The organism is Sphingomonas sp. P3_C5 (assembly GCF_056402635.1).
Window position 1 is genome coordinate 1 of the sequence record NZ_JBFUHA010000014.1, and the last position, 17,287, is coordinate 17,287.

Here is a 17,287-nt window from a genome sequence, read left to right on the forward strand (position 1 = left end):
GCAAGCGGCAAGCGCGGGCCCAAGCCCAAAGCCGCTTAGGGGTTACCGCACCTTTTTGTCGCACCCGCCGATCTGTACAATGTTCTGTACAGATCCCCCCGATACCCCCGACAGGCATGACAAAATTCTCCAACACGTCAGACGCCATTTCGCGCATTCCCCCTCGTGAAACTCCAACGCGACCGCCCAAACCCCACCTGAATTATGTCACACGTCCAACATCGGCCTCGATCGCCACGTGGAATGCGGATTGACCGGGGTCCCGCCCCCAATTCACTTCCGCCGGCCTATGGGCGGGTGCACTTGCCCTCGAGACAATTCCACGATCCGCACCACCGGTCCCGTCCGCGCGCCGGGTATCGGTCGGATGACGGCGAGCAGTCTGCCCCCGCGCAGCAGGTGTGCGTACCGGTCCAGTTCGGCGGGGAAGTGCACGGCATCGGCCCGGTAGCCGTCATAATGGGTGAGGACCGCAATATCGGCGCGGCAGGTTGAAAGCTGCGCCACGTCCACATGCGCCAGGTCGACCACGGCCCGCCCCGATCGCAACACCTCCACGCGCGAATAGCGGATTCGTTTGGACAGGATGTCGCGCGCATCGACGCATCCGGCCGAGCCGAGCGGGAACAGGAAGCGCCACGGTCCTCCGAGCAGATCGAAGGCGGCATGCTCCACCACGATGCTTTTCCCAGGCGCGACATTGGCGCGCACCCACGCACTCGCGACCTGGCGCGTGTCCTGCGCGCGCTCGATAGCGCTCGTGCGCGTTGCCTGGAGCATCGGGATCATCAGCAGGATCGCCGCCGCCGCTTCGAGAAAATGCAGCGGACGCTTCAGATGCACGCGCAGGCGATCCGCCAACCAGCAGATCGCCGCCCCCGCTGCGAGCGCTGCGAACGGCAGCATCGGCACGATCCAGCGCTCCCACAGCAAGGCCTGTGCTCCGATGACGATCAGGAAAGCGATCACGCCGGGCAGGATCGCCATCGCCGTGCGCGGACGGGTCAGCGTGCCCAAAGTTCCGGCCACGACCAGCGCGAGGCCCAGCGCGCCGAACGACACCAGCAGCGGATGAGCGACGTACCAGCCAAGATTGACGAGGAAGCCTCCGCCCGTTGCGCCCGGATGGACCGAACGGGCTTCCCCGCTCAGGTTGCGGATCACCGTCGGGTAGTCGAGCAACAGATAGGGCGATGCGATCAGGAGCGCAGCGAGCGCAGCGGCGGGGAGCAGTGCCAGGCGGCGCCATTCGCGCCGATCGAGCGAGACCCGGTACAGTCCGGCGCACAAGGGGTTGAGCACGATGATCGCCGCGGGCCATTTGGTCGCGCAGGCGAGGCCGGCCCAGAGGCCCGCGAGCAGATAGTCGCGCGGGCGTCCATCCTGCACGATCGCCACCGCCGATCGCGTGCACAGCAGCATGAAGACGGTGGCCTGCACATCGGTGCGGATGATCTGCGAGTAATGGATGTGGACTGCATTCACCGCCAGGAACGCTGCGGCCATGAGCCCCAGCCTCACGCCGCCGAGTTTCCTGCCAAGCGACCAGGTGAACCAGACGCAGCTGACGCCGCATGCGACAATGAACAGCCGTCCCGGCAGGAATATGATGCCGGGATCGGCATAGGCAGCCACCATCAGCGCATGACCGTCGGCGAAGTGCCCCGTGGCGATGCCGAGACCGCCTACTGCAAGGCTGATCAGTGCGAGACAATAGAGCGTCGTCGTGCCGGGATGGCCGAACCAGCCCGGATTGAGGCTGTGGTTCCGGAGCATCTCGAGCGCGGTCATCACGAACAGCGGCTCGTCGGGATCGTTGAGCGCCGGCAGGCCGAAGCCCACGCCGTAGATACGCAAGCCCGCCGCCACCCCGAGAATCAACAGCAACGTACCGTATTCGGCCCATCGGAGGGGTCGCCCGTTACGGGCCTGGGCGATCGATTTCGTCATGCTATCGAAGACATGACGTGGAGCGACGATGCAAACCGTAATCCTGGCTGGCGGATTGGGCACCCGGCTCGGCGAAGAAACCAATGTGCGGCCGAAACCGATGGTCGAGATCGGCGGCATGCCGATCCTCTGGCACATCATGAAGATCTATTCCGCGGCCGGATTCAACGACTTCGTCATTTGCCTCGGGTACAAGGGCTATCTGATCAAGGAGTATTTCGCGAATTATTTCCTGCACACCTCMGACGTGACGATCGACCTGCGCGGCGGCAACGGCATGGAGGTGCACTTCGCCCGCAGTGAGCCGTGGCGCATCACCCTGGTCGATACCGGCGCCGAGACAATGACCGGCGGCCGGCTGGCGGCGATCCGCCACTATCTCGATCCCGATGAGCCGTTCTGCCTCACCTATGGTGACGGCGTGGCGGACATCGACGTCGGCGAGCTGGTGCGCTTCCACAAGGCGCATGGCCACCGGGCCACGATCACCTCGGTCACGCCGCCCGGCCGCTTCGGCGCGCTCGAATTCGATGGCGACCTTGTCACCGACTTCCGCGAGAAGCCGGCCGGGGACGGCGGGCGGATCAACGGCGGCTTCTTCGTCGCTGATCCTTCGGTGCTCGATCTGGTCGATGGGCCGGAGACGGTGTGGGAGTCCGGGCCGCTCGAGCAGCTGGCGCGGCGCGGGGAGCTGATGAGCTACCGGCATGACGGTTTCTGGCAGCCGATGGATACGCTGCGCGACAAGATCCATCTCGACGAATTGTGGAGGGCCGGAAACGCGCCCTGGAAGCGCTGGTGAGCGGCGCCTGGACTGGCCGCCGGGTCCTCGTCACGGGCCACACCGGCTTCAAGGGCAGCTGGCTCAGCCTGTGGCTGAACGCGATGGGCGCTGAGGTTACCGGCTTTGCGCTGGCGCCGCCGACCGAGCCGAGCCTGTTCGAGGCGGCACGGATCGCGAGGATCATCCGGCACGTAGAAGGCGATGTGTGCGATCTGGCGGCCGTCCGCGCAGTGGTCGACGCCGCTCGGCCCGAGGTGATCTTCCATCTCGCCGCGCAGCCACTGGTGCGACTGTCCTATGCCGAGCCGGTCGAGACCTATGCGACCAATGTGATGGGTACGGTGCACCTGCTCGAGGCGGCGCGGCACACGCCGGGCGTGAAGGCGATCGTCTGCGTCACCAGCGACAAATGCTATGAGAACCGCGAATGGATCTGGCCCTATCGCGAGAGCGACCCAATGGGCGGACATGATCCCTATAGCAGCAGCAAGGGCGCGGCCGAGCTGGTCGTGTCGGCGTGGCGCCGGTCCTTCTTTGCGGATGGCGGCCCACTGCTCGCCTCGGTCCGCGCGGGCAATGTCATTGGCGGCGGCGACTGGGCGACCGACCGGCTGCTCCCCGATCTGGTCCGCGCGTTTGAGGCGGGCGTCGCACCGCTGATCCGCGCGCCCGATGCGGTGCGGCCGTGGCAGCATGTCCTCGAGGCGCTGGGCGGCTATCTGATGATCGCGGAGCGGCTGCTCGCCGGTGAAAGGCAGTTCGCCGATGCCTGGAACTTCGGCCCGTCCGACGACGACGCGCGGCCGGTATCGTGGATCGTCGAGCGGATGCGCGCGGCCTGGGGCGGCGGGGCTGAGGCATTGCGCGACACTGGTCCACGCCCGCACGAGGCGGGGTTGCTGCGGCTCGATTGCTCCAAGGCGCGGGCGGCGCTTGGCTGGCGTCCCAGCCTGACGCTCGACCAAGCGCTCGACTGGATCGTGAGCTGGCACAAGGCGGTTGCAGGCGGCGCGGACGCGCGGGTCGTCACACGCGCCCAAATCGCCGCCTATCAAGCCATCGCAAGCAGGTCCGGCACCCGTTCGGCCGCCTGAGCGGGCGCGCGCGCCAGGGTCAGCATATTGCCAAGGCGCAGGCCGATCGAAACCGCAGGCAGCGGCATGCGGTTCAACCTCACGCCGACCGTCCATGCCGCCTGGCGCGCGAGGAAGTCGATCGGGAAGTGGTTGCGGCTGCGTTCGACCGCGACATTGGCGTAACCGGCCCGGGCGAGCAGCGCACGCATCGTCGCCGGATTGTAGAGCTCGGGATGCTGCAGGCAGAAGGGCGGCCAGCGCACGCCCATCAGGCGGCGGAGCAGCGACTGTTCGTCATGCGTGACGATCATCAACGTGCCGTCCGGGCGCAGCTTCGCCCGGATCTGGGTGAGGATCGCGAGCGGATCGAGCAGATGGTCGAGCACATGGACCATGACCGCCAGGCCGACCGAGCCGTCCGGCACGGCGGACAGATCGTCCATGTCGGGCAGCACGGTGGCGGGTCGGCCGTCCGCCGCGGCGCGAAGTCGGTCATGGATCGCGCGGTTAGGTTCGAACAGCCAGAAATGGTCGAAGCTGCCCCGCCGCGCTGCCTCCGCCACGATATAGCCGATGTCCGGCCCGATCTCGAGATAACCGCCGTCGAGGGGTGTCTCGGCTGCTGCCGCCTCGAAATAACCGCGCTGTGTGGCGGCGATCGCGTCGCTCGCGACGAGATCCATATTGGGCGCCATGCTCGAATAGAGATCGGCAAGCTGCGGACCATCGAAGAAGATCGGTGTGTAGAGCAGCCCGCACGCGGTGCAGCGATGATAGGAGAAGAAGCGTTTCTCCTTGAACAGCCCGGACCAGAAGGGCCGCAGCGCATCGAACCGCATGTCCTCGGCCCGCTGCCGGCTATGGACTTCGGCGCGGGCATCATGGCTGCCGCAAAGCGGGCAGGGACGCTGCAGAAAGGCGGGCGCGGTCATGCGCTTTCTCCCGTCCGACGAAAGGTGACGTGATTGTGCCAGAACCAGCTGCCCACGATCAGGATTGCGGTGAAGCCGAGCTGCGCGAGGACCGGCGGCAGGCCGGCAAGCTCGACCAACAGCGGCAGCGCCGCCCAGTTGGCCGCGAAGTTGAACAGGTAAAAGCTGGAAAAACTGCCGAATTCGCGCGCGAAATTGCCGCGAGTCCTGAAGACGCCCAGCTTGTAGGTGGTGAAGGCGAAGCACAGGCTGATGGCCTGCGCGATGCCCAGCGCAAGCAGGTAATGGCGGTGCAGCGCATCGGAGCTCCACAGCAGCAGCGGGTAGATGCCAAGGCCGAACGCGGTGTTCGCCGCACCCGCCACAAGGAAGCGCAGCGGGCGCCGGGCGCTGCCGACCATGGCCGCCGTCATGAGTCTTCCCATAACGGTATCCGCATATTCTCGCGCAGCACCTCGCGCGGCAGAAAGGGCGACAGATCCTCCAGCGCGGGCGAGGTGATCCGGCCGTCGGGGTGGGCCTTGGCGCCGAGCTTGGGTGCAAACGATACATTCTCGTCGACGAACAGCTCGCACAGCACCGGGCCCTCGGCGGCGAGCGCCGCGGCGATGGCGCCGGGCAGTTCGTTGTGCGTCTCCGCCCGGAAATAACCGAAGCCGAACGCACCAGCGACCTTGGAGAAATCGGGGAAGGTCACATCGCTCTTGGGTCCGCCGCCCACTTCGACGCCGTCGAAGAAGTTGCGGTGAGTCTGGAAGATCGAGACATAGCCGCTGTTGTTGATCAGGAAGATCTTCACCGGCAGCTTGTATCCGGCGATGGTCTGCAGCTCCTGCAGGTTCATCATGATGCTGCCGTCGCCGGCAATGGCGATCACCCGCCGTTTGCCGCCGGTCGCCGCGCAGACGCCGATGGCGGCGGGCAGCTCATAGCCCATCGTCGCACAGCCCGAATTGGTCCACAGGCGCTGGCCGCGCTTGATCTCGGCCGTCTGGAAGCTGACCACACAGGCGCTGCCATTGCCGGTGACGACCAGATCGTCCTCGCCGAGCTGCCGGAACAGCGCATCCATCGCGACATAAGGGTGCAGAAGCGGCCCATGGTCGTGATATTCGGGCAGCACGACCGGAAAGCGGCGGACGCGCTCGCGTGCCCAGTCCATCCATTCCTCGTGCTCGGCACTGGGGCCGGCATAGGGATGGTCGAGCATAGCCGGAATCAGGTCGGCGAGATCCGCCACCACCGGCATATCGGGCACGACATTGGGTTTGCGCAGCTCCACCGGGTCGATGTCGACCCAGATCTTGAATGCCTCGCGCGCGAAGCTCTGCCAGTTGTAGCTGACCTGGCGGATGTTGAGCCGGCTGCCGAGCACCAGCAGCAGATCAGCGCTCTGCGTGACCATATTGCCGGCGCGGTCGCCGACCGTGCCGGGGCGGCCGGCATAGAGCGGATGGTCGTTCCAGAGCACGTCATGCGCGTTCCAGCCGGTCACGACGGGAATGCCGAGCTTGTCGACCAGCTTCAGGAAATCGTCATAAGCGCCGGATAGCCGGACGCCGCCGCCGGCGAACACCACCGGCCGTTCGGCGCCGCGGATCAGGTCGAGGATCGCGCCCGCGGCGGCCGTGAGGTCGGTGTCGGTACAAGGTTCGTCCAGCTCCGCAGGGTCGAAGCCTGGCAGTGTATCGGGATCGATCTTCGTGGCCTGCACATCGAGCGGGATGTCGAGCCAGACCGGGCCGGGCCGACCGCTGGTCGCGAGGTGGAGCGCCTTTTCGAGATGGTAGCGGATCGTCTGTGGATCGTTGACCATCGTCGCATATTTGGTGATCGGGCGGATCAGCTCCTCGATGTCGAGCTCCTGGTCGCCATATTGCCGCAACGGCAGGCCCGTCGCGCGCACGGTGGTCTCGCGCTTCACCTGGCCCGACAGCACCAGCATGCCGATCGAATCCACCCAGGCGCCGTACACGCCGGTGATCGCGTTGGTGCCCCCTGGCCCCGAGGTCACGTTCACCACCGCCAGCCGGTTGGTCAGGCGGTAATAGGCCTCGGCCGCCATCGACAGCGCCTGTTCGTGATGGGTGAAAGTCGTGGCGAGGCCCGGATGGGTGCCGAGCGAGTGGTTGAGGTGCATCGCGCCTCCGCCCGTGAGCATGAAGACATGCTGGATGCCGTGCCGGGCGAGCCGCTCGGCCACCCAGTCGGAGAGTTTCATCAGAGTCATGGTTTCCATCCGTTCCAGAGCGCGGTGCGCCGGATCGCCTCGTCGAGGCCGATCGTGGGGGAGAGGCCGAGCGCACCGCGCATCGCCGCGGTCGAAGGCACATAGCGGCCGGGGTTCCAGCCGGGATCGGGCTTGCCGAGGATCTCGACATCTGGCGCACCGAGCAATGCGGCAGTGCGCTGCGCCAGTTCGGCGATCGAAACGGCCTCTTCCGATCCGACATTGAACACCGCGCCGGGCTGGCCGCTGATCAGCAAGGTCCAGAGCCAGACCGTCAGGTCGGCAGGGTAGAGATAGGAGCGCACGGCAGTGCCCGCGCCGTCCACCCGGATCGCCCGGCCGGCGATCGCGTCGCGGATGAAATTGCCCGCGGCGAAGTGGATATCGAGCGAGAGGAGCGGACCGAGCAAGGCGAAGATGCGGGCGTTGACGACATCCAGCCCGAACTGCTTGCCATAGATGGCGCAGAGCATCTCGGCGGCGCGCTTGCCCTCGCCATAAGCCGAGCGCGGATCGCGTGGGTCCGGGCCGCCCATCCAGTCTTCGGTCACATGGGTGAGCTCCCAGGGCTGAGGGCCATAAACCGCGCCGGAGCTGAGGAAGAAGAAGCGTTCGACGCCGCGCTCGACGGCGAAGTCGAGCGCGTGGCGGGTGCCGGTGACGATCGTGTCGAACATGCGCCGCGGATCATTATTGTTGAGTGCAGCGCTGGCCTCAGTGGCGGCGTGGATCACATGGGTGAAGCTGCCGCCCGGCGGCGCGAAGCCGGTGATGTCGCCCTTGATCAGCTGAAAGCGCCGGGCGAGATGCGGCGCCCTGGCGGTGAACGCGGCCGGATCGCGGCTCAGGATCGTCACCTCGATCTCGCTATCCGCGCGGGCTAGTGCCTCGAGCATCCAGCGGCCGATGAATCCGGTGCCGCCGGTCATGAACACGCGCGCTCCGGACAGCCGCCACCAGAGCGGCGCGAGTGCGGCTTGCACTGCGTCGAGGTCACGTTCGAGGATCATGCCGGCATCAGCCCGAGCGAGGGGCGGTACTGCTTATGCGCGCTGACCACGCGGGCGATGCTGTCGAGCGCGAGCGACCAGAGGATCAGCGCGACCAGTCCGGGCCGGACGAAATGCCCGATGGCGAGGCCGAAGCTCGGGCTCACCGGCCGGCCGCCGAGCCAGCTTTCGAGCGAGAGGTCGAGCACCGTCGATAGCGGCCAGTCGACAACCAGGCAGAGCAGATAGGCGCAGACGATCGCGGTGATCGGGCCAACGCCGCGCCATGGCTCGAGCAGTACGAGGAACAGCAGGAAGGTCTGGGTATAGCCGCCTGGCGATTGGGTAACGAGAAAGACGCCGAGCAGGATCGTCGCGATGCGATGCGGCGGCAGGGCACGCGGTTGCAGCCACGCGGCCGCCAGCGCCAGTGCGGCCACACCCTGGCTTGCGCGGATCAGGAGCGGCACGAGCCACTCGATCCTTTCGACGGTGCGCGAGGGCACGAAGTCGAGCAGCGGGATCTGTGCGGTGCGCACCTGGAGCAAAGGCGCGTAGCTGGTCGAGTAATGGATCTCGTTCCACACCTGTCCGCCCTGGAAGGTCACCCAATTGGCGGTATTCGCTGCGATCTCCCCCGGCGTGCCGCTGCCGACGAGCGCCAGCGTGACGAGATAGAGCGCGATGGTGGCGAGCCCGGCCAGTTCGAGCGCTCGCCAGTCGCGCTTTATCGCTTGGGCCAGCACCGGGAGCAGCAGATAGGGTTTGAAGTTGATCGTCGCCGCGGCAGCGAGCGCTCGCCACACGCCCGAGCGGACGAGAGGGCCATGCGCGACGATGAAGCAGGGCAGGGTGACCAGGATCAGGTTGCCGCGCTCCAGCGTGAACAGCAGCGGCAGGCCTAGTCCAAACGCAACCGCGCGCATCGGCGCGGTGCGGGGATCGGCACGGTGGAAACTCCACCAGACTAATACGACGTCGAGCAGGTAGAAACCGACGATTGTCGCGCGGCTAAGCCAGTCGCAATCGCGGGCATAAAAGGGCGACTGGAGATAGCAGCCCGGCAGGCTGAACAGGTCGAGGAAGATGAAGGAGAGGGGCGGATAGACCGTCCGCCAGACCGAAAAGGCGCCGGGATGGTTTGCCCAATAGGCCGTGTTGAACCAGTCCATGAAGGTGTCGTTGGTATCGAACACGAAGGGCTGGGGAAGGAACCCGGTCGCGCGAAACTGCACGGCCGTCCAGGTGACGCTTGCCACGACGGCGAGTGCCAGCGCGATCTCGGGCACGAGGGAAAGGCGTGTGCGCGTGCTCACGGGCGGCGGACCAAAGTCCGGCCCGCCGGCCGGCTACGGCCTGTGGGGAAGTTCAGCCGCTCGCGTTCGATAACCAACGGAACGTTGCGGCTGCGTTCCGCCAGCATGCGAATCTGCTCCCCGATCAGGCCGAGGAACAGCAGGAGGATCGCGAACATCGCAGTGCCAACAGTCAGGCCGAGCAGCGGCCAGGCGCTGCCGCCCAGGATTGCCGCGACCACCGTTCCCGCCCCAAGCGGCACGACTGCGGCTGCCGCCAGAAAGGCAAGCGGGATCGGCAGGCGCAGCAGCGATTTGGCCGATCCGGCGAGGCCGGACAGGGCGAAGGAATAGAGCGCGGCGACATTATTCTTGGTCTCGCCGGCTGCCCGCTCAGGCCGGTCGAACGGCACGATCGCCATGCGAAAGCCGCTCTCGACCAGCATGCCGCGAAAAAAGGGTTCGGGCTCATTCCACGCCGCAAGCGTGTCGACGACCTGCCGATCGTACAGGCCGAACCCGGTCGCGCCGGGGATCACCGGATAGTCGCCATAGCGGCCGAGCAGGCCATACCCCAGCCGCCGTGCGACCGTCAGTAGCGGTGCTGTCCGTTCGGATCGCCGCTGCGCCATCACGATCTGCGCGCCGGCGCGCCATTGCTTGACGAACGCGCCGATCATCTCCGGCGGGTCCTGGAAATCGGCGCACATGCCGATCACCGCCGCGCCCTCGGCCTGATAGATGCCGTAGGTGGGCGATCGCATCTGGCCGTAATTGCGGTTGTTGAAGATCGCCCGGATGCGGGGATCCTCGGTACAAAGATGTCGCATCAGCAGGCGGGTGCGGTCCGTCGAATGATTGTCGATCAGTATGATCTCGTGGGACTGCACATGGCGCTCCGCCTCCGCCGTCACTGCAGCGCAGATCGCCTGGACATTCTCTTCCTCATTGTAGCAGGGGATGACGATCGAGAGCTCGATCGCCCCTTCGGCCGAGGTCATTGCGTACCATCCTCGCGGCGCTTCAGGCCCAGGTCGATACCGGTCGCGGGCGCGTAGATCTCGGTGAACAACGTCGCCAGGACCGTCAGGATGAGCAGCGCGACTGCGGGGATATTATATTTGCGATCCGCATCGAGACGCGGCGCCTCGATCACCTGCACGTCCGACGCGGTCTCGGATGCGAGCGTCTCGACCGCCACCTCCTCGGATGACCGGGCATAGACCTCGTACAGCGCCTGGGCGAACCGATAGTCGCGGTAGAGGTTGAGGTATTCGCCCGAGACCTGCGACAGGCCCGCAACATTGGGTCCGGTGACACCAAGCTTCGCCTCGGCGGTGCGCGCGATCTGCGCACGGATCGAGGCGACTTCCGACTGGACCGACTGGAGCTGCGGATTGTCGGGCCCCTGGAAACGCTGCAGCGTCTCCAGCTCGACCAGCTTGGCCTGAAGCTGGGCTTCGAGCCCGGCGCGGAGCGAAAGGGCCGATCCGAGCTGCGCTTCCGGCTCGGCCAGATTGTTGCGCCGGCGGAAGCTGTTGAGCGCTGCTTCCGCTGTGGTCACGCGGGTGGCTGCTTCCTTGAAGCGGTCCTGCACCACCGCGCGCTTGCGGCGCACCCGATCGCGCCCCAGCGCGATGATCCGGTCGCTGATCGCCTTCGCATAGGCGGCGGTGAGCGCCTGCGCCTTGCCGGCATCGTGCGTGCGGACCTCGACCTCGACGATGCCGCCGGTCAGCGAATGCACATCGACCTTGCGGGCAAGGGCCAACCGCGCCGCGTCGATGCTGGCATAACCCTGCGGTCCGACCAGCCCGAGCCGCCGGATCACATCGTCCGTCACCTCGGTGCCGCGTGAAATGGCCAGATACATGTCGATCGGCTGCTTGGCGCCGCCGAGCAGCGCGGCAAAGCCCTGGAGCTGCCCGCCGAGCGCGTTCATCATAGAACCCAAACCGACGCTGTTGCTGTCCTGCGGGACCATCTTCGCCCTGGCGACATAAGGGCGCGGGAAGACGCACAGCACGGCGAGCAACAGGGCAAGCGCGGCATAGGCCAGACGCCGCGTGCGGGGTTCGCGAACGGCGTCAGTCAGGCGGGTGACGATCGTCATTCCACGAGCGCCTTGATCGATGCCGCGCCGACAAGGCCGCCGAACAGGCTGCCGGTGATGTCGCGCAGCCGCGCCCAGAATTCGCCGCGGTTGGAATCCACGGGGACATAGACCAGATCGCCCGGAAGGGCCGGCGCCCGCAGCACCTTCTTGCCGTTCGACAACACCGTGCCGTTCGCGCGCACCACGAAGATCTCACTCTTGTCGCCGAACTTCTGCACGCCGCCCGCCGAGCGGATGAAGTCGCCGATCGAGCTGCCGTCGCGATACGCGAAGGAGGCGGGGCTCGGCACGGCGCCGAACACGCCCACCGTCACCGGGCGGGGCGGCACATAGATGGTGTCGTTATTCTCGACGATCACGTCGGTGGGCAGATTGGCCGCAGTGACCGGCAGGTCAAACACCAGCCGGCCGCTCGGCTCGCGCGATCGCAACTGGTCTACGATCGAGCGGACCAAGGCGAGGTTGCCCGGCTGCGCGAGCTGCGCGCGATTGGCTGAGACAACCGGCTGCGTGGTGAGCTGCAACTCCATATCCCTAATCGCGCGGTCGAAGCTCAGCTTTTGCTGCGCCTTGACGCTCTCGCGCGTGATCACGCTGGCATAAGGGAAGGCCTGGGTGGTGAGGCCGCCCGCCTGGGTCACCACGTCCGCCAGCCTGGTGCCGGGGCTGAAATAATAGCGTCCGGGCCGCGCCACTTCGCCGCTGATCGTCACCAGCACTGATTGCTGATCGAGCGGCCGGGCGATGCCGATATCGGACAGCACGCGAATCACGTCTCCGCGCCGCGCCTTGCGGGTCCGCGCCTCGACAGCGGTGACCTCACGCCAGCCCGACTCCGACTTGCCGAGGGAATCGAGCACCATCAGGCGGCTGTCATCGGCGACGGTATTGACCCCGCCGGCATAGACGACCGCGTCATTGAGCATTTCGCCGGGCGCGATCTCGAAAATCGCCTCGCGATTGACGCTGCCGATCACCGCCACCTGTTCGCCGGCCGGGGCGACATAGATCACGTCGCCATTCTGCAGCGCTGCGTCGCCAGTCTTGTCGCCCTTGAGCAGCAGGTCATAAAGATCGAAGTCGGAGACCAGCTTGCCGTCCCGCCGAAGCTGGATCGAGCGGAAGCTGCCGCCGGAGGATGGCCCGCCTGCCGCTAGGACCGCGTTGACTAGGGTCGAGAGACTGCTGACGGTGTAGGAACCGGGCGTCGCGGCGAAGCCGGTCACATAGATGGTAATGCCATGCAGCCGCCCTACTGAAACCTGAAGGTCAAACCCACGATACTGACGCGAAACCTGGCGGGCGATCACATCGCGCACATCGCCATAGCGCAAGCCGCCCACCATGACCGCGCCCACTCGCGGCACGAAGATCCGGCCTTCCTGGTCGATCGTCAGCCTCAGATCGGCGGTCTGTACCGATCCGGTCAGGCCGAGGAGCAGTTCGTCCCCGGGGTTCAGGCGATAGTCCGGCGGGACCGTCGTGGTGGGCGCCACAGTGAAATCGCGTGCACCGGGCACCAGCAGTTCGGCACCGAACCGGCGCAGTGGCTTGCCTGCGGCTTCGGAGACGAACGTCTCGAACTCATTCGCGACAGGCGACGCCGACTGTTTCGGGGTCACGGGATCAGCGCGGCTTTCCGCTAGCAGCGGGGCAGGGCGGCTCTCGATTACCGTAGGCTGGAATGAGCGGACTTCCGCCTGCGGCACGGCGACCTGCCCGGCGGCGGCGCCGCGCGAGATCGCGTCGGCACCGCTGCCTTGCTGGCCGGTCGCCGACACTGGCGGAGAAAGTTGCGCGCCCGCCTCTGCCGGGACCAGCGGCAGTGCGAAGACACAGCCGAGGAGCAGTCGCTTCCAGGATATCAGCATGACGGGCAATCTTCTCTTTCGGTCAGTCCGGCTGCCGGCCCGAGCAATATTTCGGCGCCCAGGGCCCAAAGCCGCTGGTCGGCGGCGGCAAGGATTCCGTGACCGCTGCCGACGCGATATGGCTGGCCGTTCCAGTCGGTGACGACACCGCCCGCCTCCGCCAGGAACAGGGCGCCTGCGGCATGGTCCCAGGGCAAGGTGCGCTGGAACAGCACCAGATCGTCCTGGCCGAGCACAAGGCGGGGATAGCTTTCCGCCGCGCAACGCGGGACTGGAACCAGCTCGAACTGATCCGCAGCGAGGTCGTGAATGCGTGACCGCCGCTCAGGCATCATGAAATGCGTGCCCAGCGCCGCGACMGGCATCGCGCTACCCGAAGGGCGGCTGCGTATGGGAGCGCCGTCAAGGCTCGCGCCAGCGCCGCGCTCGGCATGGCACAGCCGCCCGCTGACCGGATCCAGGATCCAGCCCGCAAGCGGTACGCCATCCTCGACGAGCGCGACCATCATGCCGAATGGCCGCCGGCCCGCGGCAAAATTGGCGGTGCCGTCGAGCGGGTCGATCAGCCAGACCAGGCCTGTGCCGATATCGTCGAGGAGCTCGGGCTGGTGTTCGGCCGCTTCCTCGCCGACGATGCGGGCGGGGATACCGATCAGCTCCAGCCCTTCCTGCAGCAGGCGTTCGGCCTCCCGATCGACGCTGGTGACGATCTCACCCGCGCTCTTCTCGGCGATCTCGCTGGCGGCAAGCGTGCGGAAGCGCGGCATCACCGCTTTCGCGGCGACACCTCGCATCAATGCCGTGACCTCGTCCTTCAGAGACATTCCGGATCAGGCAGCCACACTGGCCAGTCGTCCGCGCGCGGCAACCGCCATGCGGTCCTGGATCATCCGGATACGCGACAGATCCTCGTCAGCAATGGTGCGGTAATAATCGCGCTTGTTCTCGAGCCAGGCCAGCTCGAAGGCCACGGCATTGCCGATCGCGGCCTCGAAGCCGGGCATATCGGCTGCGCTTCCATCGAAGATCACCTTGCGGGTCTCGAACCGGTCGAGCCGGATTCGGCGCATCTCGCGCAATGCCGGCCCCGATTCCACCGCGACCGAGCCGCCGACTACGAGTTCCAGGCCATGTTCGGCGCAGGATCGTGCGACGCTGAGCACCGCGTCAGTGATCTCACGCTGGTTGATCGCCCCGCGCGGCAATCCACGCGACAGGGTGAAATCGACCCGGCCGAATACGATGCCGTCCAGCGCAGCCTTGGCGAGCGGCAGCATGGCATCGAGGTTGCGCAGCGTCGATTCCGTCTCGAGATTGAACAGGAACTGCGTGTCGGTGTCGTCCCCATAGACCTTGGCCCTGGCGTCCACGAACTTCGACAGGGCGTAGGGGGTCTCGACCATCGGCGCGATGATGTAGTTGGCGCCGTAGAGTTTGGAGGCGTACAGATCCGACACCGCTTCGCAGCCGCCAATCTTGAGCGCCACTTTCAGGTCGGCGCGCCAGGCCAGCTCGAGCAGGCGCAGCAGCTCGTCGGGGCGCGTACCTTCAGCTTCGAATTCCGCTTTCACCGCGACGACGCCGAAGCGGTCACGGCCTTTCTTGAGCATGTCGAGCATGCGGCGTTCCGTCGAATTCACTCTTCGCCTCCTGAGTTGCCAGCCTTGTCGATGAACTGGAGGACGGAGCGCGGCAGCCATTCCCGCAGCCGAACAGCCGCACAAAAAATATTTGAATCGAGGTTACGGGAACGGCGGGAGGTCTCCGTCCTTCACATAATGCCACTGCTTTCCGCCCTTCCGTTGACCGGTGCCTTGTGGCTTCTGGCGAGCAGCGGCGCGGCCGCTGACGGCGGCGAAAGGCTGCCGGGCGGGCATGATGCGGCCTTTCGACCACAAAAGATCGAAGGGCCTGCGCCTGCTCCATCGCGCGACAATTCAGCCTCGGTGCTGCAGGGGCTACCGCGCCTCTCCTCCGGCTTCGGCTGGCGCCTTGACCCGCTCCGAGGCAGGCGCGCGCTCCACACTGGGATCGACATACCGGGGCCGCTTGGATCTCCAATCCTGGCGGCTGCGGGCGGCGTGGTGCATTTTGCCGGCGGGGCTCGCGGTTATGGCAACATGATCGAGGTCGATCATGGCGGCGGCCTGGTGACTCGCTATGCCCATCTCTCCCGATTCCTGGTGGGGTCCGGCGCGCATGTCGAGCGCGGCCAGACGATCGCCATGATGGGGTCCACCGGGCGCTCGACCGGCAGCCATCTTCATTTCGAGGTGCGGCTGAACGGCCAGGCCACCGGGCCGCTCGGCTGGCTAACGCGGCAGCCTGTGCCCATGCGGGTTTCGCCGCAGCCGATCGAACCCCATATCTCTGCTTTTGCCCGCGCTCGCGCGGAGACGGAGTCGGTGGTTGGAGCAGCTCTCTGATGCTTGGCGGGGAGTCAGTGCGGACGTCGCGGCAGGCCGATCCAGCCGCGCGGCGACCGGGCTTGGCAAGCCGGCCGCCAAATGCTTTGCGTCGCGCCATGGAGGTTGAATCCATTGACGGCCTGCAGCGCGTCATCCTGAACGAGCGCGCGCGGCTGCTTCGGTTCCTTGCCGCGCGCGGTGCAGGCGACGAAGCGGAGGACGTACTGCACGATCTCTGGCAGCGCGCTGCCGTCGCGCCCGGCCAACCGGTGGCCGATCCGGTCGCCTATCTGTTTCGCGCCGCCGAAAACCTGATGCGCGATCGCCGCCGGTCTTCTGTCAGCCGCGAGCGGCGCCAGATGGACTGGCACGAGGCCGGCGCCACTCCCGAGGAGGCGCCGCTGGGGGAGCGCGTACTCATTGCGCGTGAACGCGTGCGCCAGGCTGAGGCGGTGCTGGCCGGACTCGGACCGCGCGTCGACAGCGTGTTCCGTCGCTATCGTCTCGATGGCATGGGGCAGACGGCGATCGCCCGTGATCTGGGCGTTAGTCTCAGCTCCGTCGAGAAGGATCTCCAAAAGGCATATCGCGCCCTCGCCGACCTCAAGGCGCAGTTCGATGCGGAATAGCCGTAGCGAATCCGTCACGTCAGGGAGGTGGCATGATGGAATATGAGTCCGACACTATTGGAGAAGCAGCGCGGCTTTGGGCGATCCGTGCCCATGACGCGAGCTTTGCCGATTGGGATGGGCTCACGGAATGGCTGGAAAGCGATCCCAGGCACCTGACCGCTTACGAAGCCGCCCTGGAAGATGATTCCTGGGCAGGCCAGCTCTTCGCCGCGCGCCCCTCGGTCGCGGCGACAGCGACAGCGCCCGCGTACCCCCCCCAGCGCGGGCGCTGGTTTGCTACTGGCGGCGCGATGGCGGCGGCGCTGGTCGCGGTGGTCGGTGGGACGGTGCTGTTGCGCCACGCCCCTGTGCGCGAAGTCGCAACCGCATCGGGCGAGCATCGGACGATCGATCTTGCCGACGGATCGCGGGTGATGCTGAACGGCGATACGCGGGTATCGTTCGATCCGGACACACCACGGCACATCACGCTTGCCCAAGGCGAAGCGCTGTTCGACGTGAAGCACGATGCGGGCGATCCATTCGTCGTGGTCGCCGACGGCACCCGGCTCGTCGATATAGGCACGGTCTTCAACGTGGTGCGCAACGGCGGTGCGATCGATGTCGCGGTTGCCGAAGGGGCCGTCGATTATGAAGCGGGCCCGGAGCGGATCCGGCTGAAGCAGGGCGATGCGCTGTCCCGCGCCGGGCCCGATGCGGCGCCGTCGCTGCGCAAGGCGAGTCCGGAAGGCGTCGGGAGCTGGCGATCTGGCCAGTTGCAATATGACGACGCGACGCTCGATCAGGTCGCGCAGGATCTGTCGCGCAACACCGGCCGCGCGATCCGGGTCGGGGAGGGTGCGGCACGCATGCGTTTCACCGGCACGCTGATCCTGCAGGGGCCGCCGCGCGAGGTCTTGGCGCGGGCTGGCCCGTTGCTCGGGGTGACCTTTGCCGAGCAGGGCGATAGCTGGACGATGAACCCAGCCAATGTCCGGCGGCGCTAACACCGCTCTTTCCCTACC

16 protein-coding genes are annotated in these 17,287 nt (G+C 66.5%); 5 read left to right on the plus strand and 11 right to left on the minus strand.

The window, feature by feature from the left end:
* Positions 1 to 273 precede the first annotated feature (273 nt).
* On the minus strand, positions 274 to 1,950 hold the full coding sequence (locus tag AC1DVS_RS24135) for an ArnT family glycosyltransferase (protein WP_478027041.1): 1,677 nt from the start codon (positions 1,948 to 1,950) through the stop codon (positions 274 to 276).
* A gap of 28 nt (positions 1,951 to 1,978) precedes the next feature.
* On the opposite strand from AC1DVS_RS24135, the gene rfbF reads away from it, so the two are divergent.
* Entirely contained in the window at positions 1,979 to 2,752 is a 774-nt protein-coding gene (gene rfbF / locus AC1DVS_RS24140) for a glucose-1-phosphate cytidylyltransferase (RefSeq protein ID WP_478027042.1), read from the plus strand.
* Positions 2,749 to 3,828 carry a CDP-glucose 4,6-dehydratase gene (gene rfbG, locus AC1DVS_RS24145; RefSeq protein WP_478027043.1) on the plus strand — a complete coding sequence of 360 codons (1,080 nt, stop codon included), beginning with the start codon at positions 2,749 to 2,751 and terminating at the stop codon, positions 3,826 to 3,828. The genes rfbF and rfbG overlap by 4 nt, the downstream gene beginning before the upstream one ends.
* Here rfbG and AC1DVS_RS24150 read toward each other — a convergent pair.
* The 10 genes from AC1DVS_RS24150 to AC1DVS_RS24195 are packed head-to-tail and all read right to left on the minus strand — an operon-like array spanning position 3,786 to position 14,883.
* Positions 3,786 to 4,742, minus strand: coding sequence for a class I SAM-dependent methyltransferase (locus AC1DVS_RS24150; protein ID WP_478027044.1), 957 nt, complete (start codon positions 4,740 to 4,742; stop codon positions 3,786 to 3,788). The genes rfbG and AC1DVS_RS24150 overlap by 43 nt on opposite strands.
* Positions 4,739 to 5,155 (minus strand): GtrA family protein, encoded by a 417-nt coding sequence (locus AC1DVS_RS24155; protein ID WP_478027045.1) that lies wholly within the window; start codon positions 5,153 to 5,155, stop codon positions 4,739 to 4,741. The genes AC1DVS_RS24150 and AC1DVS_RS24155 overlap by 4 nt, the downstream gene beginning before the upstream one ends.
* Entirely contained in the window at positions 5,152 to 6,972 is a 1,821-nt protein-coding gene (locus tag AC1DVS_RS24160; RefSeq protein ID WP_478027046.1) for a thiamine pyrophosphate-binding protein, read from the minus strand. Before AC1DVS_RS24160 ends, AC1DVS_RS24155 begins: the two co-directional genes overlap by 4 nt.
* On the minus strand, positions 6,969 to 7,982 hold the full coding sequence (locus tag AC1DVS_RS24165) for an NAD-dependent epimerase/dehydratase family protein (RefSeq protein WP_478027047.1): 1,014 nt from the start codon (positions 7,980 to 7,982) through the stop codon (positions 6,969 to 6,971). Before AC1DVS_RS24165 ends, AC1DVS_RS24160 begins: the two co-directional genes overlap by 4 nt.
* Positions 7,979 to 9,277: a hypothetical protein gene (locus AC1DVS_RS24170; RefSeq protein WP_478027048.1), complete on the minus strand. Its 1,299-nt coding sequence runs from the start codon at positions 9,275 to 9,277 to the stop codon at positions 7,979 to 7,981. The genes AC1DVS_RS24165 and AC1DVS_RS24170 overlap by 4 nt, the downstream gene beginning before the upstream one ends.
* Positions 9,274 to 10,257 (minus strand): glycosyltransferase family 2 protein, encoded by a 984-nt coding sequence (locus AC1DVS_RS24175; protein ID WP_478027049.1) that lies wholly within the window; start codon positions 10,255 to 10,257, stop codon positions 9,274 to 9,276. The genes AC1DVS_RS24170 and AC1DVS_RS24175 overlap by 4 nt, the downstream gene beginning before the upstream one ends.
* Entirely contained in the window at positions 10,254 to 11,369 is a 1,116-nt protein-coding gene (locus AC1DVS_RS24180) for a capsule biosynthesis protein (protein WP_478027050.1), read from the minus strand. The genes AC1DVS_RS24175 and AC1DVS_RS24180 overlap by 4 nt, the downstream gene beginning before the upstream one ends.
* A complete protein-coding gene (locus AC1DVS_RS24185) occupies positions 11,366 to 13,243 on the minus strand; it encodes a polysaccharide biosynthesis/export family protein (RefSeq protein WP_478027051.1) in 1,878 nt (625 codons plus the stop codon). Before AC1DVS_RS24185 ends, AC1DVS_RS24180 begins: the two co-directional genes overlap by 4 nt.
* Positions 13,237 to 14,067, minus strand: coding sequence for an inositol monophosphatase family protein (locus tag AC1DVS_RS24190; protein WP_478027052.1), 831 nt, complete (start codon positions 14,065 to 14,067; stop codon positions 13,237 to 13,239). The genes AC1DVS_RS24185 and AC1DVS_RS24190 overlap by 7 nt, the downstream gene beginning before the upstream one ends.
* A gap of 6 nt (positions 14,068 to 14,073) precedes the next feature.
* Complete coding sequence (locus AC1DVS_RS24195; protein WP_478027053.1) at positions 14,074 to 14,883, minus strand: aldolase/citrate lyase family protein; 810 nt, start codon at positions 14,881 to 14,883, stop codon at positions 14,074 to 14,076.
* A 138-nt stretch (positions 14,884 to 15,021) separates the two neighbouring features.
* Between AC1DVS_RS24195 and AC1DVS_RS24200 the strand changes: the two genes are divergently transcribed.
* The 3 genes from AC1DVS_RS24200 to AC1DVS_RS24210 all read left to right on the plus strand — a co-directional run bounded on the left by AC1DVS_RS24200 (position 15,022) and on the right by AC1DVS_RS24210 (position 17,269).
* Positions 15,022 to 15,669, plus strand: coding sequence for a M23 family metallopeptidase (locus AC1DVS_RS24200; RefSeq protein WP_478027054.1), 648 nt, complete (start codon positions 15,022 to 15,024; stop codon positions 15,667 to 15,669).
* A gap of 98 nt (positions 15,670 to 15,767) precedes the next feature.
* Positions 15,768 to 16,280, plus strand: coding sequence for a sigma-70 family RNA polymerase sigma factor (locus AC1DVS_RS24205; protein ID WP_478027055.1), 513 nt, complete (start codon positions 15,768 to 15,770; stop codon positions 16,278 to 16,280).
* Between the two features lie 32 nt (positions 16,281 to 16,312).
* Positions 16,313 to 17,269: a FecR family protein gene (locus AC1DVS_RS24210; RefSeq protein WP_478027056.1), complete on the plus strand. Its 957-nt coding sequence runs from the start codon at positions 16,313 to 16,315 to the stop codon at positions 17,267 to 17,269.
* Positions 17,270 to 17,287: the final 18 nt, after the last annotated feature.